Annotated in this window: 22 protein-coding genes; 7 read left to right on the top strand and 15 right to left on the bottom strand. The window is 66.2% G+C overall.

The window, feature by feature from the left end:
• Positions 1-180 precede the first annotated feature (180 nt).
• Both nirB and nirD read left to right on the top strand, forming a co-directional pair.
• On the top strand, positions 181-2,739 hold the full coding sequence (gene nirB, locus JO236_RS13635; RefSeq protein ID WP_293330907.1) for a nitrite reductase large subunit NirB: 2,559 nt from the start codon (positions 181-183) through the stop codon (positions 2,737-2,739).
• The gene (gene nirD, locus JO236_RS13630) at positions 2,736-3,083 is read left to right on the top strand and encodes a nitrite reductase small subunit NirD (RefSeq protein WP_293330834.1); all 348 of its coding nucleotides are present in this window, start codon (positions 2,736-2,738) and stop codon (positions 3,081-3,083) included. Before nirB ends, nirD begins: the two co-directional genes overlap by 4 nt.
• 95 nt (positions 3,084-3,178) lie before the next feature.
• Here the strand turns inward: nirD and JO236_RS13625 are convergent, their stop codons facing one another.
• The 9 genes from JO236_RS13625 to ligD form a co-directional block, all read right to left on the bottom strand.
• Positions 3,179-3,628 (bottom strand): hypothetical protein, encoded by a 450-nt coding sequence (locus tag JO236_RS13625; protein WP_293330831.1) that lies wholly within the window; start codon positions 3,626-3,628, stop codon positions 3,179-3,181.
• Positions 3,625-4,380: a sirohydrochlorin chelatase gene (locus JO236_RS13620; RefSeq protein WP_293330828.1), complete on the bottom strand. Its 756-nt coding sequence runs from the start codon at positions 4,378-4,380 to the stop codon at positions 3,625-3,627. Before JO236_RS13620 ends, JO236_RS13625 begins: the two co-directional genes overlap by 4 nt.
• Positions 4,377-5,519 (bottom strand): uroporphyrinogen-III synthase, encoded by a 1,143-nt coding sequence (locus JO236_RS13615; protein WP_293330825.1) that lies wholly within the window; start codon positions 5,517-5,519, stop codon positions 4,377-4,379. The genes JO236_RS13620 and JO236_RS13615 overlap by 4 nt, the downstream gene beginning before the upstream one ends.
• Before the next feature lie 71 nt (positions 5,520-5,590).
• Positions 5,591-5,797, bottom strand: coding sequence for a hypothetical protein (locus JO236_RS13610; RefSeq protein WP_293330822.1), 207 nt, complete (start codon positions 5,795-5,797; stop codon positions 5,591-5,593).
• A gap of 344 nt (positions 5,798-6,141) precedes the next feature.
• The gene (locus JO236_RS13605) at positions 6,142-6,690 is read right to left on the bottom strand and encodes a GNAT family N-acetyltransferase (RefSeq protein WP_416362237.1); all 549 of its coding nucleotides are present in this window, start codon (positions 6,688-6,690) and stop codon (positions 6,142-6,144) included.
• Positions 6,691-6,718: 28 nt separating this feature from the next.
• On the bottom strand, positions 6,719-7,639 hold the full coding sequence (locus tag JO236_RS13600; RefSeq protein WP_293330816.1) for a 5-oxoprolinase/urea amidolyase family protein: 921 nt from the start codon (positions 7,637-7,639) through the stop codon (positions 6,719-6,721).
• An 11-nt stretch (positions 7,640-7,650) separates the two neighbouring features.
• Complete coding sequence (locus tag JO236_RS13595) at positions 7,651-8,313, bottom strand: 5-oxoprolinase subunit B family protein (RefSeq protein WP_293330813.1); 663 nt, start codon at positions 8,311-8,313, stop codon at positions 7,651-7,653.
• 112 nt (positions 8,314-8,425) lie between these two features.
• Positions 8,426-9,418, bottom strand: coding sequence for an ABC transporter substrate-binding protein (locus JO236_RS13590; RefSeq protein WP_293330810.1), 993 nt, complete (start codon positions 9,416-9,418; stop codon positions 8,426-8,428).
• Between the two features lie 95 nt (positions 9,419-9,513).
• Entirely contained in the window at positions 9,514-10,755 is a 1,242-nt protein-coding gene (gene ligD, locus JO236_RS13585; protein WP_293330807.1) for a non-homologous end-joining DNA ligase, read from the bottom strand.
• Positions 10,756-10,822: 67 nt separating this feature from the next.
• Between ligD and fadD2 the strand changes: the two genes are divergently transcribed.
• Positions 10,823-12,499: a long-chain-fatty-acid--CoA ligase FadD2 gene (gene fadD2, locus JO236_RS13580; RefSeq protein WP_293330804.1), complete on the top strand. Its 1,677-nt coding sequence runs from the start codon at positions 10,823-10,825 to the stop codon at positions 12,497-12,499.
• 7 nt (positions 12,500-12,506) lie between these two features.
• Here the strand turns inward: fadD2 and JO236_RS13575 are convergent, their stop codons facing one another.
• Complete coding sequence (locus JO236_RS13575) at positions 12,507-12,857, bottom strand: ATPase (protein WP_293330801.1); 351 nt, start codon at positions 12,855-12,857, stop codon at positions 12,507-12,509.
• Positions 12,858-13,352: 495 nt separating this feature from the next.
• On the opposite strand from JO236_RS13575, the gene JO236_RS13570 reads away from it, so the two are divergent.
• The gene (locus tag JO236_RS13570; protein WP_293330798.1) at positions 13,353-13,868 is read left to right on the top strand and encodes a hypothetical protein; all 516 of its coding nucleotides are present in this window, start codon (positions 13,353-13,355) and stop codon (positions 13,866-13,868) included.
• Positions 13,869-14,062: 194 nt separating this feature from the next.
• On the opposite strand, the gene JO236_RS13565 is transcribed toward JO236_RS13570, so the two are convergent.
• The 4 genes from JO236_RS13565 to JO236_RS13550 form a co-directional block, all read right to left on the bottom strand.
• A complete protein-coding gene (locus JO236_RS13565) occupies positions 14,063-16,246 on the bottom strand; it encodes an acyl-CoA dehydrogenase (protein WP_293330795.1) in 2,184 nt (727 codons plus the stop codon).
• Between the two features lie 98 nt (positions 16,247-16,344).
• Positions 16,345-16,482, bottom strand: a complete 138-nt coding sequence (locus JO236_RS13560) for a hypothetical protein (RefSeq protein ID WP_293330792.1) — start codon at positions 16,480-16,482, stop codon at positions 16,345-16,347.
• Between the two features lie 59 nt (positions 16,483-16,541).
• Positions 16,542-17,675, bottom strand: coding sequence for an alpha/beta hydrolase (locus JO236_RS13555; RefSeq protein WP_293330789.1), 1,134 nt, complete (start codon positions 17,673-17,675; stop codon positions 16,542-16,544).
• A 1-nt stretch (position 17,676) separates the two neighbouring features.
• Positions 17,677-18,297 (bottom strand): TetR/AcrR family transcriptional regulator, encoded by a 621-nt coding sequence (locus JO236_RS13550; protein ID WP_293330786.1) that lies wholly within the window; start codon positions 18,295-18,297, stop codon positions 17,677-17,679.
• A gap of 106 nt (positions 18,298-18,403) precedes the next feature.
• Here JO236_RS13550 and JO236_RS13545 point away from each other — a divergent pair, with 106 nt between their 5' ends.
• Positions 18,404-18,985 carry a VOC family protein gene (locus JO236_RS13545; protein ID WP_293330784.1) on the top strand — a complete coding sequence of 194 codons (582 nt, stop codon included), beginning with the start codon at positions 18,404-18,406 and terminating at the stop codon, positions 18,983-18,985.
• Here JO236_RS13545 and JO236_RS13540 read toward each other — a convergent pair.
• On the bottom strand, positions 18,982-19,656 hold the full coding sequence (locus JO236_RS13540) for a TetR/AcrR family transcriptional regulator (protein ID WP_293330781.1): 675 nt from the start codon (positions 19,654-19,656) through the stop codon (positions 18,982-18,984). The two genes, JO236_RS13545 and JO236_RS13540, sit on opposite strands and share 4 nt — an antisense overlap.
• A gap of 95 nt (positions 19,657-19,751) precedes the next feature.
• On the opposite strand from JO236_RS13540, the gene JO236_RS13535 reads away from it, so the two are divergent.
• The gene (locus JO236_RS13535; RefSeq protein ID WP_293330904.1) at positions 19,752-20,660 is read left to right on the top strand and encodes an oxygenase MpaB family protein; all 909 of its coding nucleotides are present in this window, start codon (positions 19,752-19,754) and stop codon (positions 20,658-20,660) included.
• 219 nt (positions 20,661-20,879) lie between these two features.
• The coding region (locus JO236_RS13525; RefSeq protein WP_293330901.1) for a PPE domain-containing protein at positions 20,880-21,058 on the top strand (179 nt) is incomplete at its 3' end.

Raw genomic sequence — 21,058 nt, 5'->3', positions numbered from 1 at the left:
CGGCTGACCGGTCGGCTACTTGGACACACTTGAGCCGATGACACTTAGGTTCCACCAGGTTGTTCGCTTGGGCCGAACGCTTTCACACAGGCGACTGGCAGCTGTGAGCACGACGTCATGGGGGTGTCACATTGGGTGAAGTTAGGTTAATTTCCCGCCCCTAACCTGACTCCCATGGCGATGGCAGCAGCCGAGAATTCGCGCGCCCACGATGCGTGCCGCCACGTCGTCGTGGTCGGGCACGGCATGGTGGGCCATCGGCTGGTGGAGGCGCTGCGTGCCCGCGACGCTGAGGGGTCGTGGCGGGTCACCGTGCTGGCCGAGGAAGCCGACGCGGCGTATGACCGCGTCGGCCTGACCGCCTACACCGACACCTGGGATCGCGAGCTGTTGGCCCTGCCAGGGAACGACTACGCCGGCGACGATCGGGTCCGGTTGGTGCTGGGCACGCGCGTCGTCGAAATCGACCGCGCGACAAAATCGGTGGTTGTCGCCGGCGGCCAGCGCCACGAGTACGACGCCCTGGTGCTGGCCACCGGGTCTTATGCCTTCGTCCCGCCGGTGCCCGGGCACGACCTGCCCGTGTGCCACGTTTACCGCACGCTGGACGACCTGGACGCCATCCGCGCCGATGCCAAGCGCTCCACCACGGGGGTGGTAATCGGCGGTGGTCTGTTGGGTTTGGAAGCCGCTAACGCGCTGCGCCAGTTCGGGTTACAGACGCATGTCGTCGAGATGATGCCGCGGTTGATGGCCCAGCAGATCGACGAGGCCGGCGGGGCGCTGCTGGCCAGGATGATCAGCGACCTCGGGATCGCCGTGCATGTCGGCGTGGGCACCGAATCGATCGAAACCGACGGGGATTCGGGTGCTCGGGTGCGCCTGACCAACGGCGATGTGATCGAGGCCGGTGTGGTGATCTTCGCCGCCGGGGTCCGGCCGCGCGACGAGTTGGCCCGGTCGGCGGGCCTGACCGTCGCCGACCGTGGCGGCGTTATGACCGACTTATCTTGTCAGACAAGCGATCCCGAGATCTTCGCCGTCGGCGAAGTCGCGGCGATCGAGGGGCGGTGCTACGGCCTGGTCGGGCCCGGGTACACCAGCGCCGAGGTGGTGGCCGACCGATTGCTGGGTGGCGCCGCACAGTTCGGCGAGGCCGACCTGTCGACCAAGCTCAAATTGCTCGGTGTCGACGTGGCCAGCTTCGGCGACGCGATGGGCAGCACCGAGAACTGCCTCGAGGTCGCGATCAACGACGCGGTAAAGCAAACCTACGCCAAACTTGTGCTCTCCGATGACGCAAAGACTCTGCTCGGTGGGGTACTTGTCGGCGACGCCTCGTCGTACGGGGTGCTGCGCCCCATGGTGGGCAGCGAGCTACCCGGGGATCCGCTGGCTCTGATCGCTCCGGCCCAATCCGGCGACGGCGCTACGGGTCTGGGTATTGGGGCGCTGCCCGATTCAGCGCAGATCTGTTCGTGCAACAACGTCACCAAGGGTGATCTGAAGGGCGCGATCGCCGGTGGCTGCGGCGACGTGCCCGCGCTCAAATCGTGTACCGCGGCCGGCACGTCGTGCGGGTCCTGCGTGCCCCTGCTCAAACAGCTCCTGGAAGCCGAGGGTGTCGAACAGTCCAAGGCGCTGTGCGAGCACTTCAGCCAGTCGCGGGCGGAACTCTTCGAGATCGTCTCTGCCACCGAAATCAGGACATTCTCCGGGCTGCTCGCGCGTTTCGGCCGCGGAAAGGGTTGCGACATCTGCAAACCCGTGGTCGCGTCGATCCTGGCTTCCACCGGTTCGGAGCACATCCTGGACGGCGAACAGGCGTCGCTGCAGGACTCCAACGACCACTTCCTGGCCAACATCCAGAAGAACGGCAGCTATTCGGTGGTGCCGCGGGTCCCAGGTGGGGACATCAAGCCGGAGCATCTGATCTTGATCGGCCAGATCGCGCAGGACTTCGGGCTGTACACCAAGATCACCGGCGGCCAGCGGATCGACCTGTTCGGTGCCCGCGTGGACCAGCTGCCGCAGATCTGGAGGCGATTGGTCGACGGCGGCATGGAATCCGGCCACGCCTACGGCAAGGCGTTACGCACCGTGAAGAGCTGCGTGGGCAGCGACTGGTGTCGCTACGGACAACAGGATTCGGTGCAGTTGGCCATCGACCTGGAGCTGCGCTATCGCGGACTGCGGGCACCGCACAAGATCAAGCTGGGCGTCTCGGGTTGCGCGCGGGAGTGCGCGGAGGCGCGCAGCAAGGATGTGGGCGTCATCGCCACCGAAAAGGGCTGGAACCTCTACGTCGGCGGAAACGGCGGGATGACGCCAAGGCATGCCCAGTTGCTCGCCGGCGACCTCGACACCGAGACGTTGGTGCGGTACGTCGACCGGTTCCTGATGTATTACATCCGAACCGCCGAACGCCTGCAGCGCACCGCGCCCTGGGTCGAATCGCTGCCGGGCGGATTGGACCATGTGCGCGAGGTGGTGTGTGACGACTCGCTCGGGCTCGCCGAGGAATTCGAGGCCGCGATCGAGCGGCACGTGCAGAACTACCAGTGTGAGTGGAAAGGCGTGCTGGAGGACCCGGACAAGCTGTCGCGGTTCGTGTCCTTCGTCAACGCACCTGATGCCGTCGACTCCACTGTGACGTTTACCGAACGTGCGGGACGCAAAGTTCCTGTCCCCATTGGTATTCCGAGTATTCCAAGGGATCGCTCAGAGGAGGCATCGTGACGGTACTCAACGACATTCAGGTGTGGACGACCGCCTGCGACTACGACCACCTCATTCCGGGCCGTGGCGTCGGTGTGCTGCTCGACGACGGGAGTCAGGCGGCGCTGTTCCGGTTGGACGATGGGTCGGTGCACGCGGTCGGCAACATCGACCCGTTTTCCGGAGCGGCGGTCATCTCGCGGGGGATCGTCGGCGACCGCGGAGGTCGCGCCACCGTTCAGTCGCCGATCATGAAGCAGGCCTTCGCTCTCGAAGACGGTTGCTGCCTTGACGATCCACGAGTGTCGGTACCGGTGTACCCGGCGCGCGTCACGCCCGAGGGCCGAATCCAGATCGGGCGCTAGTCGCGACGGTCTGACCCTTCGCATCAGTCCACCAGCCCAGCTCCACTGCGAAAAATCAAGCAGGCTACCGCAATGCGGCACGCGACCGAAGTGCGCTAGTCGATATCACCGACCAGGTAACGCTGCATCGTCGGTCCGATGGCATCGACCAGCGCGTCCACCGACATTGAATGCAGCGGTTCGGAACGCACCCCGTAGCGCATGATGCCCAGGCCCACCAGCTGGGACGCGCATAAGGACGCGCGGACGGCGACCTTGTCGGCCCCCAGCATTTTGAGCACGGGGTTGAACACCGGCCCGATGAACATGCTCTGCACGATCTCGGCCGTTTTGGCCAGTCCGGTGGATGCGATGGCGCTGGCGGCAAACGGGCCGCCACCGGCGGCGTCCCACGTAGTGATCAGCACGCGCAGGGTGCGGCGGCCGACCTGGTTCACGCTGCCGGTGACGATACGGTCGATGAACTCCGGTGTGCCGAATGGCAAGCGAAGCATCTTGGCGACGGGATCGAGGAGCCCACGCGATGGTTCTCCGCGACGGCTCATGGTGTCAGGATGGTCCGGATACGATCAAAGATCAAGCTTTGCTGGCGTCGGTGTCCGACATGGAATTCGGCTGTGACCGGAGTGATGGCCCTACGGAATCGATTCGCGATCGCTTTTGCCAGGCCAGGATTGGTGCCCAGCGGTTCGGTGACCACGTCGGCGCCACAGGTACGCAGCCGATCCTGAAACAGGCCGTCGGCCAGCAGATATGAGGCGACCGCGACGCGACGGGCGCCACGCCGGCGTGCGTCGGCAACCGCCGTGCCAACGTCGGGCTGACCGGTGGCGGCGAAAGCCAGGTCCACCCGTGATCGGATTAGCGAGGAAAGCAGCGCCGTGGCGGCGTGCAAGTCGGCGCGTGCCGTCGGATCCGAGGTGCCCGCCGCCGCGAGGATGACCGAATCGTTAGGACGCCAGCCGGATTGCCGTAACTGTTGGGCAACCATCCGTGCGATCTCGCGGTTCGGGCCCAGCGCGGGGGTCACGACAACATTCGGGTGTCCGCTGGCAGCTACGTGAGCCGGCAGGTCGGCGCGGACGTGATATCCGCGGCACAGGAAGGCCGGCACGATGACGGCTGGCCGACCCGGGGACAGCGTTCTGAGCACCTCGCTGGGCGTGGGCCCCAGCACGTCGACGAACGCGACCTGCACGGGCTGGTCGATCAGCACCCTCACCTGAGCGGCGAGGTCTCCGATCATCGCGACCCCCGCCGGTCTGCGGGTGCCGTGTGCCACCAGGATCATGCTCATGAGGCCAGGGGTTCGTCGATAGCGAGCCGGTACCCGCGTTTGACCACCGTCAGGACAATGTTCTTGTCGCCCAGGGCTGTTCGCAGCCGCAGCACGGCGGTGTCCACAGCGTGGGTGTCGTCGCTGTTGCCCGGCAGCACCCGTAACAACTCGCCGCGGGCGACGACGGCGCCGGGATTTTTGGCCAGCGCGCGCATGGTCGCCATGCCGGCGCCGGACAGCGCCTTGACTGAACCGTCTACCAGCACACAGTTTCCCCGGACCTCGATGGTGTGGCCGGCGGCGACGAAGGTGCTGGAGCGCAGCGGCGGTAGGACTTCGGTGATGTGGCGGGCCAACGCTCCCAATCGCATTCGGTCCGGCGATGAGGTCGGCACCCCGATCCGGGTCAGCGGCTGAGCGGTGACCGGTCCCACACACATCGCGTGCACGTCAGTGCGCAGCGCATCCAGCAGCTGGTCCTCGATATCCAGCTCGCGGCCGCGCTCCAGCATCGCCGCGGCCGCCGGTGCCGATGTGAAGCTGACTGCGTCGACCTGCCGCTTGGCGACCAGGCTGACCAGCTGATCGAAGTCACCGCCGACTGGCGTTGGCTTCCAACGGTATACGTGAATGGGTACCACGGCGGCTCCCGCGGCGCTCAATTCGTCCAGAAAATCCGGGAACGGGTCCCATCCCGCGGCGGCGCCGTGCAGCTGGACGGCGACGCGCAGACCCGAGACACCCGATTCGAGTAGGTATTCCAGCACCTCGCGTGACGATTCGGAGGCCGGCGACCATTCTTCGCGAAGTCCAACCGCGCGCAACGCCCCGGTTGCCTTGGGCCCTCGGGCCACTATCCGGGCGCTGGACAGGGAGTCGATGAGCTGCGGGGCCAACCCCCAGCCGTCGGCTGCCGCGACCCAGCCGCGGAAGCCGATGCCGGTGTGGGCGACCAGAATGTCCGGCGGCGCTGCGATGACGGCCTCGGTATTGCGTTGCAATTCATCGTCTTCGGGCAACGCGATCATGTTGATCGCCGGGGCGCTGCAGACCACGGCGCCATTGCGGCGCAACAAGGCGCACAACTCCTCGGCGCGGTTGGCTGACGTGACCGCGATGCGATAGCCAGTCAGCGGCGCAGTCTCGTGCTGGGCCATATAACCTGTGTATGCCAAAGACGTTTCTGTCGCGTTACCGCGCAATTGCTGACCCATTGCCCGCGCTCGGATTACGTCACACCCAGGCCGGTTCGAGTTCGGGCTGCCTGCCGCCAGATCCATGCCAGCGACCCCACCGACGGCAGGTTCCAGATCGAAAACCCGACATGGTCACCGGCCACCGTGCACAGGTTGCGCCTGCCGAGGCTCTTGTTGTCCGCGTCCCACGTCACCGTGTTCTGCGGTTTCGAGTCCGTAATGCGACGGTTACGACCCATGCGGGCTTCCCTTTCTCGACGGTGTTCGTGAGAAGACCCAGCGATGAAACTGCTTGGCCGCGAGCGGAAGTAGCGTCCGATGCGCGGTGTGGGTACCTCAAGACGTCCCCAATGCGAAGGGACATGTGCTGCCGTATGTTTCGATACTCACACTTGGTCTTCAACTCCGTCAACTCAGGCTGGCCGATATCGCCTGAAAGTTGAATCCCAGTTATCTGGTAGCTCGCTGAGGGTGCAAATACGTTTGGGCGGCGGATATTTCGGCCTGGTTAATCCGAGTGGTGTGCGTCACGCTGATTTCTGATTGTGATGCCGTGGCTTTGGCGGGTGGCCGTGCGGCAGCCTTACCAGACGTCACCCGCACGCCAGTCGCACATCAGCTCGGCGGAGGTGTCCAGGTTGACGCCGACCGGCAAGACGAAGATCGATCCGTCGTCTTCGGGAGTGCGGGTCGGACCGCTGGGGGCCAGCACGGACGTCGGGCCGTGCCAGGGCACCCAGCCGCGCGCCGCGTACAACCGGCGGGCCCGGGCCGAGGAACTCAGCGCGCCGAGTTGGTAGGCACCGCGCGTCACCTGTTCGACGCCGTCCAGCAGCGCCCGCACCAGCCCCTGGCCCCGCCAGTCCTCGCGAACCGCGACGCCCTCGACGTAGCCGCAGCGCAGCGCGTTGCCCCGGTAGAACAGCCGCCGCTGCACCACCGCGGCGTGCGCGATGATGGCGCCGTGCCGGCAGATCAGCGCATGCATTCCGCCCAGCGAATGCTCCCAGTCGGCCTCGGTGAAATTGCCGGCGTACGCGTCGGCGACCATTCGGCGGACACGCTCGCGGGCCTCAGCGTCGAGGTCGGCGGTATGAACCAGGCGGGCGGTGTGTACCTGGGTGTGCACCATCCTTGCTTACCAGGCTTTTGTTAAGGGTTCATGGCCAAGCTGGGAAAACAGGTGCAGCCGAGGTCAACTGCGCCCCCTGCGCAGACCGCGGTCGCGCCCAGTGCAGCCGCACCCGTTGCCCGGGCCGGACCTGAGCGATTTTGTCGATGTCGTCGTCGATCACCACGCCCACGACCGGGTAACCGCCGGTGACCGGGTGATCGGGCCCGAGGATGACGGGCAATCCGTTGGGTGGCACCTGGATCGCGCCGCGGGTGGTGCCTTCGCTCGGCAACTGGCGGTCCGGATAGCGGTGCTCCAGCGGGCGCCCGACCAACCGCATGCCCACCCGATCGCTGCGGTCGGATGCCACCCACTCGGTGTGCACCAGGACGTCGGGGTTGACAAACCAATCATCGCGCGGCCCGGGAATCACCAGCAGCTCAACGGGATTGCCGGTGATGGCCGCCACCGGGGCCTGGTCGAGCTCGGGGTAGTCATCGGTGTGCTCGCCGATTTGCAGTTCGTCGCCGGGCTGAAGCGGCGACGGGCCGATCGCCGACATGACGTCGTAGCTACGCGAACCCAGCACCGGCTTGACGCAAATGCCGCCGCGCACAGCCAGATAACTCCGCAGTCCGGCCCGCGGGGTGCCCAGCGAGATCACCTGACCGGCTCGCACACGGTGAATGCTGTTGGTGCCGAACATGATTCCGTTTACCGTCGGGTTGGTGTCGGCACCCGTGACCGCAATGTCGACGTGGCCTCCGCGGACCCGGGCCGAGAAACCGCCGAAGGTCACCTCGACGGTGGCGCGGTCGTCGGGATTGGCGACCAGCCGGTTAGCCAGCGTGTGCGAACGGCGATCGGCGGCGCCGGACCGGCCGACGCCGAGATGGGCCAGCCCGGTTCGACCGAGATCCTCGACGACCGCCAGCGGTCCGGTGCGCAGGATTTCCAGGGTGGTCATGGCCGGCTCCTTTATGCCGCTCGAAACCGGACCCACACGCCCTGCGTCAGCAGCGCCGGATCGCGTCGCTCGATATCCCACAGAACGGCGTCGGTGTGGCCGATGAGCTGCCAACCGCCGGGCGACCGACGCGGATAGATCGCGCTGAATTCGCCGGCCAGGCCGACCGAGCCGGCCGGCACCGCGGTCCGCGGTTCCGCTCGTCGCGGTACCCGCAAGCGCGGATCTCCGTCGACCAGGTAGGCGAAACCGGGCGCGAAACCGCTGAAGCCCACCCGCCACCGGGTGGCGGTGTGCGCGTTGATGACTTGTGCCGTGCTGAGCCCGGTGCGACTGGCGACCTCGGCGAGGTCCGGTCCGTCGTAGACCACGTCGATCACGACCTCGGCGCCATTTTCGGCGGCGGCGACCGCGTCGGGGGACAGCCGCAACTTGCGCACCCGTTGCCGGGTGACCCCCTGGTAGCAAGGCCCGGCGAGCTTCACCAGCACCGTGCGGGCGGCCGGGACGAGGTCGACCACACCGGGCAGCGCCGCCGCCCGCAGCGCCTCCGTCACCGCCAATACCTGCGCGGTACTGCCGCATTGCAGCATCAGCGCTTGGTCGCCGTAGTCGAGAATGGTGCTGGCCACGTCGTCCGTTGAGAGGTCCCGGGACACATCCATCACGCTCATTACTCGACGGTAACCCCGCGACCGGGACCCGGCGAGGGGATGCCCAGGGATTTTCGAGCACTGCCAGAGGTGCCTTAGCAAACGCTCAAACAGGCCGGATCCCGGCGCGGACCTAATCCAGGATCTTGCCGATCAGCGGGGGCAGTTGATCGGCGACCACCGGGTAGCTCAGCACCGACGAGAATGCGATCGCGCCGGCCTGGTCCTTGGTGGTGAAGATGTGGTGGTTCTGCGCGGTCGCCTGCGAGCCGGCGATCTCGGAATCGGCCAGCAGCGCCTGCTGCTCTTCGGGGCTTTCCGTCGACCAGATCAGAACATCGGCGGAGTCAAGCACCTCTTTGATGTGATCGCGGGGAATGACGGCGCTGTGCCCCTTGCCGTATGGCGTGATGCTGTCGGGGATGACCAGTCCCATGTCAGTCAGAAAGTCGGTCCGCCAGCCCGGCATGGTTGCGACCACACTGCCTTGCCAAAGGGTGCCCTGCAGCCACAGCACCTTCCTGTTTTTCCAGCCCGGATTCTTCTGTGCGACGTCGGTGAAACTCTTGTCGACGGCGTCGATCAGTGACTTCATCTGGGCGACCTGGAACACCGCTTGGCCGATCGCGGTGGCCTGGTCCTTCCACGGCTCGAAGAAGGCGTCGCCGTCCGACTGCGGGATGGTCGGGGCGATCGCCGACAGCCTCTGGTAGGTATCGGCGTCCACACCGGCGTTGATGGCCACGATCAGGTCGGGCTTGAGTCCGGCGATCTGGTCGACCGGAATTCCGTTGTCGAGGCTGAGCACCACCGGCTGCGCCCCGCCGAGCTTGGACTGGGCCCACGGCCACACCGCGGACGGCTCGTCGCCGAACCAATTGGTCACCGCGATGGGCACCACGCCGACGGCCAGCAGGTCGTCCTGTTCGGTGTAACCGGCGCTGACTACCCGCTTCGGTGGTTCCCTGACGATGGTTTGACCGAAGAGGTGGGTGATCGTCACCGCTCCGCCGCCGGGCGTGCCCGGTGCGGGTTTGGGCGATGAGCATCCCGAGACCCCAGCGGCGAGCACTCCCGCGGCCCCAGCGACCTGCAAGAATCCCCGGCGACTCCATGCCTGCTGCATCGCGTGAGATTATCGCGTCCCGGGCGCCCGCGCCGGTGCCTGGCCGGTCTTGATTTTCTTGCGCTCCCGTAAACCCACGGGCTGGTCACCGACCGTCACGAGGAGGCCCTCCCTTCGGGCTTAGACCTCTCTGCCCTTACCCAAGGGCTGTAGTCGGCGATCAGCTCCTCCTGCGGCGGCCGCTGGTCGGCCGGCACGTGCTGCAGATTGATCCGGATCCGGTACCAGATCGAACTCGGTCCGCGCATGCCGTCGACCAGGACATCGGCCGGCAGCAACAGACCGGCGGCCGCGGGGTGGCGCCGGCGCCAGGTGTCCAGCGCGGCCGTCGCTTCGTCCTTCGTTCTGGTGCGGGCGATCTCGATGAGCGGCATGGTCGACTGTCGCCTGCCGGTCCCCTTGGGCGGCTTCTCCGGCGGACCGAGTTCCTCGGCCAGCGTCAGCAGTTGGTCGAGTCCACCGACGGCTACCTTGTTGCCGGAGTCCATACCCACCCATGGGTCGCCCAGCTCTGCGAACCGTGCCGGCACGCTGGCAAGGGTGAACGCCTCGGGCCGGCAGTCGGCGACCTCGTGCCAGTGCAACGGCGTCGACACGCGGGCGTCAGGGGTCGCGCGCACGGAATAGGCCGACGCCACCGTGCGGTCCTTGGCGTTCTGGTTGAAGTCGACGAACACGCCCTCGCGTTCCTCCTTCCACCACCGACTGGTCGCCAGGTCGGGGACGCGTCGCTCGACCTCGCGCGCGACGGTCTGGGCGGCCAGTCGCACCTGGCGGAATGACCAGCGCGGGGCGATCCGCGCATAGACGTGAAAGCCCCGCGAGCCCGACGTCTTCGGCCATGCGACCAGGCCGTGCTCTTCGAGCACCTCGCGGGCCACCAGCGCCACCTCCACGATTCGCGGCCACTCGACGCCCGGCATGGGGTCCAGGTCGACCCGCAGTTCGTCGGGACGATCCAGGTCGTCGGCGAGCACCGGGTGCGGGTTGAGGTCAATGCAGCCCAGGTTGATCGCCCACGCCAGGCCGGCGGCGTCATGGATGACGGCCTCGGCGGCGGAAGTGCCTGAGGCGTAACGTAATTCGGCGACATCAACGAAGTCCGGCCGATTCGCCGGGGCGCGCTTCTGGAACACCGCCTCGGCGGAGATGCCCTTGACGAACCGCTTCAGCATCATCGGCCGCCCGGCCACGCCGCGCAGCGCTCCGTCCGCGACGCTCAGGTAATAGCGGACCAGGTCGAGCTTGGTATGGCCGCATTCGGGGAAAATGAGCTTGTCCGGATGGGTGATGGTGACCTCGTGTCCGGCCACCTCCAGCGACACCGGCCCGGTCATGGGAGTCCATGGTAATTAGGCAAGAATTTCTGACCGCATTGCGACGGACGTCACATATGGTGAAGTTATGCCCAACCCGATAGACCTGCCCGGCCAGGCTGTGTCCAAAGTTCAGCAGTACCTCGAACGCGGCTCGGCGGAACTGCACTACGTGCGCAAGATCTTCGAAGCGGGCGCGTTCCGGATCGAGCCGCCGCAGAACTACGCGGCGACGGCAGCCGACATCTATAAGTGGGGCGAGTTCGGCATGCTGCCGTCGCTGAATGCCAGGCGCAGTCCTGACCGCGCAGCGTGCATCGATGAAGATGGGGAGTTCAGCTACAAGGAGCTCGACGAAGCCGCCCACGCGGTGGCCAACGGGCTGATTGAGAAGGGCGTCAACGGCGGTGACGGCGTCGCCATCCTGGCCCGCAATCATCGCTGGTTTTTGATCGCCAATTACGGCGCCGCCCGGGCCGGCGCCCGCATCATTCTGCTCAACAGCGAATTCTCCGGCCCGCAGATCAAAGAGGTATCGGAGCGCGAAGGCGCGAAGCTGATCATCTACGACGACGAATACACCAAGGCGGTCAGCAAAGCAGAGCCGGAGCTGGGCAAGCTCCGTGCGCTCGGCGTCGACCCGGATAGCGACAAGCCGTCGGGCAGTAAGGACGAAACCCTCGCCGACCTGATCGAACGCAGCAGCAAGGACCCCGCCCCCAAGGTCAGCAAACACGCGTCGATCATCATCCTGACCAGCGGGACCACCGGCACCCCGAAGGGGGCCAACCGCAGCACCCCGCCCACCCTGGCGCCGGTCGGGGGCATCCTGTCGCACGTTCCATTCAAGGCCAACGAGGTGACCTCGCTGCCCGCGCCGATGTTCCACGCGCTGGGCTATCTGCACGGCACCCTGGCGATGTTCCTCGGGTCGACGCTGGTGTTGCGCCGTAAGTTCAAGCCGCCGTTGATCCTGCAAGACATCGAGAAGTACAAGGCGACCGCGATGGTCGTCGTGCCGGTGATGCTGTCACGGATTCTCGAGGCGGTCGAAAAAATGGACAAGAAGCCCGATCTGTCCAGCCTGAAGATCGTGTTCGTGTCCGGCTCCGCCCTGGGAGCCGACCTGGCTGAACGGGCGCTCAAGGACTTGGGCCCGGTGATCTACAACATGTACGGCTCGACCGAGATCGCCTTCGCCACCATCGCGGAGCCCAAGCATCTGGAATTCAATTCGTCAACCGTTGGGCCGGTCGTCAAGGGCGTGAAGGTCAAGATCTTCGACGACAACGGCAAGGAATTGCCGCAGGGCGAGGTCGGGCGGATCTTCGTTGGCAACGCGTTCCCGTTCGAGGGCTACACCGGCGGCGGTAAGAAGCAGGTCATCGACGGGCTGCTGTCCTCCGGCGATGTGGGCTACTTCGATGAAAACAATCTGCTGTACATCAGCGGGCGTGACGACGAGATGATCGTCTCCGGTGGTGAAAACGTGTTTCCGGCCGAAGTCGAGGACCTCATCACCGGACATCCGGACGTGGTGGAGGCCACCGCGATCGGCGTCGAGGACAAGGAGTGGGGCCATCGGCTGCGCGCGTTCGTGGTGAAGAAGGAGAGCGCCGACCTTGACGAGGACGCCGTCAAGCACTATGTGCGTGACCACCTGGCTCGCTACAAGGTGCCCCGGGAGGTCGTCTTCCTCGACGAACTGCCACGCAACCCCACCGGCAAGGTCCTCAAGCGCGAGCTGCGCGAGATGGAGATTTAGTCGCGCGTTAGCGCCGTGCGTGGATGGCCCGCGTGACCTGATCCGTGAGCTTGGGGTCGACCAGCAGCTGGTCGATGAGCGCGGTGATGACCTCCTGCCCGGTCACGCGGGCCACGCCCAACCGGTCGGCGGCCTCCCGCTGCCAGATGTCCAGAGCTCGATGCGTGCTGGCCGACAGGTCGACAGTTCGCCGTGTTCGTTGAGCTCGGGCTGGTTGTTCGCGGGCCCTTTGGTCGATGCCTGGCTGGTCGAGCGCCCGCTGGCCGCGGGGTTGTCCGAGCTTGGCGAGGCGCTCTGTGGGCTCGTCGGGCAGGCGCGACGACGCGCGGGGGCGGAACGACCCCGGGCGCGATTCCATGTTCACGGGTTAACCCCCTCGCTGGTGATGATCAGTAAATCAGTATTTCAGTATACAAGCCGCGAGGGATCTTTGTCTGGGAAACCGCTGGGGGTTTCGCGGGCTCAGCGGGACTGGGTTCGACGCGGTTCCGAGGAGAACCACGAATTAGCCGTGAGAATAGATGGCGGGTGGCCTGATTGATTCCTGCCGTTAATCGAATAGCAATGCGACCTCCTTTCCACAATAAGTAATTCATTAACTACTGAGCCACTGACCAACGCGCCTCAGTAGATCAGTAAAACGCACCTGATCACCTGCGTCAGCGCTGCAAGCGGCATACTGAATGCAGTATCTGCGGCAGTCCTTAAAACCACATACACTGACGACTGGCCAGCGCAACGAAAAACATGATGACGAAATTGACAGCGTCATATAAGCTATTTAGTACGATTTGCTCAGCCATTTCTGGGTAACGTACAGTTGTCGTCAAAGGCGTTGGGAAGGAGCCCCTCGATGAAGATTTCACTGCGATCGGTCCGGCGTTCGGCCGCCGGTGCAGTGGGCGCCGGCGCACTGACCGGAGCGTTGCTGTTCGGTGGTGTGCTTGCTGGCGCGGCCGACGCCCAGGCGGCCCCGTCCGCTCCCGGTACGAGCTTTGCGACATTCGGGCCGCACGGCGACCCTGGCCTCCCGACCCGCCCCGGGGGTGGCGGCGGATGGGGTGGCGGCGGTGGCCACGGTGGTCACGGTGGTCACGGCGTCGGCGGCCCCGGCGGCTTCGGCCGCGGCGGGGGCTGGGGTCATGGCGGCGGACTGGGCCGCGGTTGGGGCGGTCCCGGCGGCGGCTGGGGTCGCGGCGGCCTGGGCCGTGGTGGCTGGGGTCGCGGCGGCTGGGGCGGTGGCCTTGGCCGTGGCGGCTGGGGCGGCGGCGGCTGGGGACCGGGCTGGGGCTTGGGTCGCGGCTGGGGCTGGGGCGGTGGCCCGGGTGGCTTCCTCTGGCACCGGCACTGGTGGAACTGGTGGTGGTGAGGTTCACCATCACCCGCGCGGGCTGCGCCGGCTTTTGGCTGCCGTAGCTAACTAGGCTGGCCGCCCGCGCTCCCATGGGGGGGAATCCATGCCGACCTGGCAACAGTCAGGTCGGCATGGACCTTTTGGGCGAGTCGCAAAAGTGCCGCATTCCTTCCGGATCGGGGGCTTTTGCGACTGCGCGGCGCGATGCGTTACGGGTCGCGGGGGAGTCCGAGCAGCCGCTCGGCGATGATGTTGAGCTGTACCTCGGATGTGCCGCCATAGATGGTGGTGGCCCGGCTGCCCAGCAGGTTGTCGCCCCACTTGCCCGCCGGTTGGTCGGGGTCGCCGATCGCGGCGTCGGCGCCGAAGGATGACACCGCGAATTCGGCATAGCCCTGGCCGGTGCGCATCGACAGCAGCTTGGAGATCGCCGCCGACGGCATGGCGTCACCGCCGGCCAGCGTCAACAGCGTGGAGCGCAAGTTGAGCACCTTGGCGGCATGTCCCTCGGCGATCAGCTGTCCGGCGCGGTGTTGGGCGACCTGATCGAACTGGCCGTCACGCACGAACTCGACGAACTCCGGCAGGGTGGCCAAGAAGTTCGCGTCGCTGCCACCGATCGAAACCCGTTCCGCCGTAAGGGTATTACGACTTACCTCCCAGCCTCGGTTCACTTCGCCAAGCACATTCTCGTCCGGCACAAACACGTCGTCGATGTAGACAGTGTTGAAAAACTCCTCACCGGTGAGCTCACGTAGCGGTTTGACCGTGACGCCTTCGCTTTTCATGTTCAGCAAAAAGTACGTGATGCCATTATGTTTCGGCGCCGACGGGTCCGTGCGGGCCAGCAGCGCACCGCACTGCGAGAACTGTGCGGCCGTCGTCCAGATCTTCTGGCCGGTGATGCGCCAGCCGCCGTCGACCCGGGTGGCCTTGGTCGAGAGTCCGGCCAGGTCGGATCCGGCGCCCGGCTCGGAAAACAGCTGGCACCAAACCATTTCGCCGCGGAAGGTAGGCGGCAGGAACCGCTGCTTTTGCTCCTCGGTCCCGAACGCGACGATCGACGGAATGACCCACGCCGCGATGCCCACCTGCGGCCGCTTCACCCGCCCGTTGGTGAACTCCTGCGCGATGATGATCTGTTCGACCGGACTCGACGCGCGCCCCCACGGCTTGGGCAGATACGGCAACACCCACCCGCCCTCGGCGATCGCGACCCTGCGCGACTGGCGGTCCATTTCCTTGAGCGCGGCCACCTCGTAACGGATTTCGGCCCTGAGCTTTTCGGTGTCTGGGTCCAGGTCGATGTCCACGGGCCGCAAACCGGTCGTGGTTGCGGTGTCCACGACCTTCTGTGGGTATTCCGAGGCCCGGCCGAAGCTGGCGGCCAGCAACAGCGCCCGGCGGTAGTAGACGTTTGCGTCGTGCTCCCAGGTGAAGCCGATGCCGCCGTGCACCTGAATGCAGTCCTGCGTGCAGCGCTGGGCCGCCGCCGGTGCCAGCGTCGCCGCCACGGCCGCCGCGAACTCGACATGCTCGCTGGCCTCGTCGGGTCCGTCTAGGGCCCGCGCGGCGTCCCACACCGCGGCGGTGGCGCGCTCGGTGTCGGCGATCATCTCCGCGCACCTGTGCTTGATGGCCTGGAACTGCCCGATGGGCCGGCCGAACTGCTCGCGGATCTTGGCGTAGGCCGACGCGGTGTCCGTCGCCCAGCGCGCGACGCCGATGGCCTCGGCGGACAGTAGCGTGGTCATCAGCGCGTGTGCGGTTGCCATGCTCAGGTTGCTCAGCACGACGTCGTCGCCGACCTCGACGGCGTTGGCCCGGACATGCGCGATGGGCCGCAGCGGGTCGATGCTCTTGACGGGCTCGATCTCGAGTTGGTCGGCGCGCAGCACCACCCACTCCTCGCCGCTGTCGATCGCAACCGGAAGCACCAGCACGGAGGCCTGCGCCGCGGCGGGGACCGCCCGGACCTCGCCCCGGATCACCAGCACATCACCATGCCTGGTGGCGGTCAGCGCGGAATCCAGCGCGTAGGCGGCGATGGCCGCGCCCGATGCGAGCTCCGCGAGCACCTTGGCGTCGGGGTCGTGGGCGTTGATCAGCGCGCTGGCGATCGCGGACGGCACGAACGGCCCCGGCACCGCGCCGTAGCCGAACTCCGCCAGCACGATCGCCAGTTCGAGGATGCCGTAGCCCTGCCCGCCAACGGATTCGGCGAGGTGCACGCCCTGCAGGCCCTGGTCGGCCGCCGCCTGCCAGTACGGAGGCGGGTTTTCGAGCGGCGTCTCCATGGCTTCGTGCAGCGCCTCCGACGGCGCGACGCGCGTTACCAGGGATCGCACCGAGTCGGCAAGGTCTTGATGTTCGGGGGTGATCGCGATCGGCATTTTTCCGGTATTCCCTCATCCGATTGGGGCCAGGCATCTTCCAAGCTAACAACCGGTCGGTTGGCCGCCGACATTGGTCTGTGCGACGGGCGGCAGCGTTACTGCTGTCGCTCGCCGCAGGAACCATTGCGGCGGCTGCTCGGGGTGCCGGCCAGCCGGTCGAGATACGCGACGTGCAGATTGCCGGTATCGCTACTGCCCGCCGGGCCGTCCTTGCCACGCGGAATACCCGACATTTCGAGACGACAGGCGTCGGCCTGGTCGATCCGTGGGACTGAGTACCGTCCCAATACCCTCAGCGCCACCGCTTGTGGATCCACTTGGCGATGGTGTCGGCCTGTTCGCTGCGCGCGCCAGGGGTGGTGAAGTAGTGATCGGTCACGATCGAGGTATGCGTCTTGTCGGCGCTCGCCAGCGCGTCGTAGATGCGCTGGGCGTCCGACGGGAACACGCCCGTGTCCGCCTCCGCGTTGATCACCAGCGCGGGGCAGGTGATGCGGCCCAGGTGTGGCTCCGCCCGCGTTTGCGACACCCGCAGGCTCCACATGCCCAACCAGTTGCGCAGCGTGGTCGCGGCGGCGATCCCGTAGGCCGAGCGGTTCGCCTTGGCCGGCACACCCGCATAGCACGAATTTGGTTGGCGTTTGGTGGGTTCGATAGTGGGATCGACCATGCGTGGATCGGCCCAGGTCCGACACACGGCGAACGGACGATCCGAAAACCCGGCGGCACGAATGCGCTTGAGTTCCGCCTCGACCCAGTCGGTGATCGCGTGGTTGCGCGCGATCTGCGCCGACCGGTAGCGGTCGAGGAACTCCACCGAATAGGGTGGCCCGTTGCCTTCGTTGAACAGATCGAGTTCGGGATCGGTTGCGACCGGGTCGTTTTCGTCCACAACAGCGGCGTCCATCCAGGCGGTCAGCACATCGGGGCGCCCGGGGTGTGCAGCGGTGGCGACGTAGCCGTCGGCGGGCAACAAGTCGGTCAGCCCGGCCGCCGGGCGCATCCCGTCCAGTGGGGTCACATTCGGCTCGACCGCCTGCGATTGATAGGCGGCCATCAGCGAACCGCCTCCCGAATTCCCCAGCAGGACGACAGTTTCCACGCCCTGCACCTCACGCAGCCAGCGCACCCCCACGCCGATGTCGACCAGCGCATGATCCAGGACAAAGCTGGTCTCAAAGCCGCGAAACCTGGTGTTCCAGCCCAAAAACCCGATACCCCTTTTGGCAAGGTATTCGGCGATGTAGTGCTCGGCGAAATCGATCTGGTAGTGGGTGGCGATCATCGCGACCTTCGGCTTGCGGCCTATGCCGCGGTGGTACAGCCCCTGGCACGGGTGGCCGCCGGCCCCTGCGCGTCCCGCGGTGCGCGACGGCAGTCCCACGAACTCGCGGACGACGCCGGGAGTCCCGCTGTGTCCGGCCAATTCAGCGATCCCCCTTGCTGTAGATGGCCCGGTAGTAGATGTTGGCCAGTGTTCGGATGCACGCCTCGTCGTCGGGTGCTTCGGCCCCTTGGCCGAGCTGGATGTAGCAGAACTGGTTAAGCATGGCCACGATCGCCTCGGCGATCAGTTGCGGGTCGTCTCCGGCGCAATAGCCGTCGGCCTGAGCACGCCTGACCGATTCGGCGATAAACGAGATCGGCCCCGCGCACATCTCGGCCCAGTACTGTGCGAAGTCGTCGTTGATCATCGCCAGTTGCGAGACGCTGATCACCTCGGCGAGGCGGTGGCGGTACGTATGCCAATGGGCGGCGGCGGCCTCCTGCGCCCGTTCGCGATTGGACAGACCGTGTCGGGTCACCGAAAGCGCCCGTTCGTTGGCCTCGTCGCGGAACCGCAGGGCCCACTGCCGGATCATCGCTTCTTTGGAGTCGTAGTAGTTGTAGAACGATGCCGCCGAGCGGCCGGCCTCGGCGGCGATGTCGGCGATGGTGGTCGCAAGAATTCCCTTGCGTGCGACGACCTTTCGTGCGGCGGCATCGATAGCGGCCTGGGTCTGCCGACCGCGGTGCGTCGGGAAGGTCGGGGCTTGACCAGTCGACACCATGCTCTCCCTCTGGATCGAAACTGAACCTGATGTTAGATTCAGATTCGAGCCTTGGCCAGCTCTGGGCCCCGCGAGACCCACCGGGCCCGACGGGAGCCGCAAGATGATCAAGCCGCACAACACCAACACCGAATTCGAACTCGGCGGTATCAACCATGTCGCGCTGGTGTGTTCGGACATGGCGCGCACCGTGGACTTCTACAGCAACGTGCTTGGCATGCCGCTGGTCAAGTCGCTCGATCTGCCGGGCGGCCACGGGCAGCACTTCTTTTTCGACGCGGGCAACGGTGACTGCGTGGCGTTCTTCTGGTTCGCCGGGGCGGCCGACCCGGTGCCGGGCATCTCGTCGCCGGGCGCGCTCCCGGGCATCGGGGACATCACCAGCGCGGTGAGCAGTATGAATCATCTGGCGTTTCACGTGCCGGCCGAGAAGTTCGACGCCTACCGGCAGCGGTTGAAGGACAAGGGTGTGCGGGTGGGGCCGGTGCTCAACCACGACGAGAGTCCGATGCAGGTGTCCGCGACCGTGCATCCCGGGGTGTACGTCCGCTCGTTTTATTTCTACGATCCCGACGGGATCATGCTGGAATTCGCCTGTTGGGTAAGGGAATTCGACACAACGGACACACCGGCGATACCCAAGACCGCGGCGCAGCGGCGACCGCCGGTGACTGCGGATCGCTAGACGCCTGGATCCCGGGGTATGGCTGTGGCGGCTGCCGCTTTTCCCGTGAGGCCGTACAGGTTCGGGTCCGCGAGTTTGTTGAGCAACGACGCCAACTGATCGACAAGTTGATCCGGCTCGAGCCGCACATCACCCGCCAACCAGGCGCTGATGGCCTGTCCGACACCACCCACAGCGAAGTGCGTCCCCGCCTTGAGGCGGTCGTTTGCCGGCCTCCGCAGCGCGCCCACCGCGTAGTGGCCGGACAGGATGGCGAACAGCGCGCTGGACTCCGCGCGCTTACGCATGATGATGGCGTCGGCGAGTTGCGTACTGAACAACAGGCGCCCGATGCGGGTGTCGTTGGAGATTGTCCGCACGATATTGGCCAGCCCGGCTCGGGGCCGTTCACGGGCGGGCGCGGCCGCTACCGCGGCCTGGGTGGTGGTGGCCAACTCGGCGACCACCCAATCGAATACGTTGCCGACGAATTCGTCTCTGTCGGAGAAGCTTTCGTAGAAGTAGCGGGCGGCCAGCCCGGCGCGTTGACATACGCCGCGGACGGTCAGCACGGAAAGATCTTGTCGCTCGGCTCCCAGCAGATCCAATCCGGCGGCCAATAACCTTCGGCGGCGCTCGGCGAGTCGATCGGCGGCCTCAACCCCTCGGTATGGCCGCACGCTCGAACTCACCACCTTTGATCCACCTTGACAGCAGAGCAACTCGACGACAATATCAGGAAACAGGCGTTCGCACAATTTGCGGCCGGCAGGCGAGAGGACGTGTGATGGCGATTCGAAACGCCCTTAACAAGCCCGTCCCGCACGTCGAGCGCCCGACGGCGGACCCGCCGAGACCGCGGCGCTCTGGGCGGCGCCCGCCGGCCAAGTTTGCAGACGGCCTGATGGGCGTGGCGCTGCTTGCCGGTCCGGCCAACGTGATCATGCAACTGGCGCGGCCCGGCGTGGGCTACGGCGTGATGGAGAGTCGGGTCGAAAGCGGCCGCATCGACCGTCATCCGATCAAAAGGGCGCGCACCACGTTCACCTATCTCGCGGTTGCCGCCGCCGGCAGCGATGAGCAGAAGGCGGCTTTCCGCCGCGCGGTGAACGGGGCGCACGCGCAGGTCTATTCGATGCCCGAAAGTGCGGTGCCTTATAACGCTTTTGATGTTGACCTGCAGCTGTGGGTGGGGGCCTGCCTGTACAAGGGCGGGCTGGATATTTACCGCACCTTCGTGGGCGATCTGGACGGCGAGGAGGCCGAACGTCATTACCGCGAAGGCATGACGCTGGCTACCACGTTGCAGGTGCCGCCGGAAATGTGGCCGGCCGACCGGGCCGCTTTCGACCGGTACTGGCAGGAATCGCTGGCCAGGGTGCACATCGACGATGCCGTCCGCGAATTCCTGTATCCGATTGCCGTGTCCCGAATCCGGGGCATCCGCGTGCCGCGGCCACTGCGCAAGGTGCCCGAGGGGATCGCGCTGATGATCACTACCGGCTTTCTGCCGCAACGGTTTCGCGACGAGATGCGGCTGCCGTGGGACGCCGTCCGGCAGCGCCGCTTCGACCGACTGATGGCCGTAGTGAGGACGGCCAACCGGATGCTGCCCCGCGTCGTGCGCCAGTTCCCGTTCAACCTGATGCTGTGGGATCTCGATCGGCGGATCAGGACCGGTCGGCCCTTGGTCTGACGACGGTCGCAGGTGGCGCAAGTTCGCGGCGAGCGCGTCATCGATTACCGAGCCCAGCGATTTGACCTCGTTCGCGTGCGCGCCGCTTCGCGGCTGCGGGCAGCTCATCGGAAATGGACACGGTGGTGCGAATGACGACAAAACTCGCGGTTCGAATTGAAAATGATTATCAACACCAGTAAGCTCTGAGCCCAGTGAAACCGTCGGGGTAGGAGTGCTGTGACGGCACCGATCTGGATGGCTTCGCCTCCCGAGGTCCACTCCGCCCTGCTCAGCGCCGGCCCGGGGCCGGGGTCATTGCTGGCGGCGGCGGGGGCGTGGGACTCGCTGAGCGCCGAATATGCCTCCGTCGCAAACGAACTCACCGCCGTGGTGGGCCAGGTGCAGGCCGGCGCGTG

Origin of the sequence: Mycobacterium sp. (assembly GCF_019247635.1) — a bacterium.
GTDB lineage: Bacteria > Actinomycetota > Actinomycetes > Mycobacteriales > Mycobacteriaceae > Mycobacterium.
This window is presented reverse-complemented; position numbering and strand designations above follow the sequence as displayed.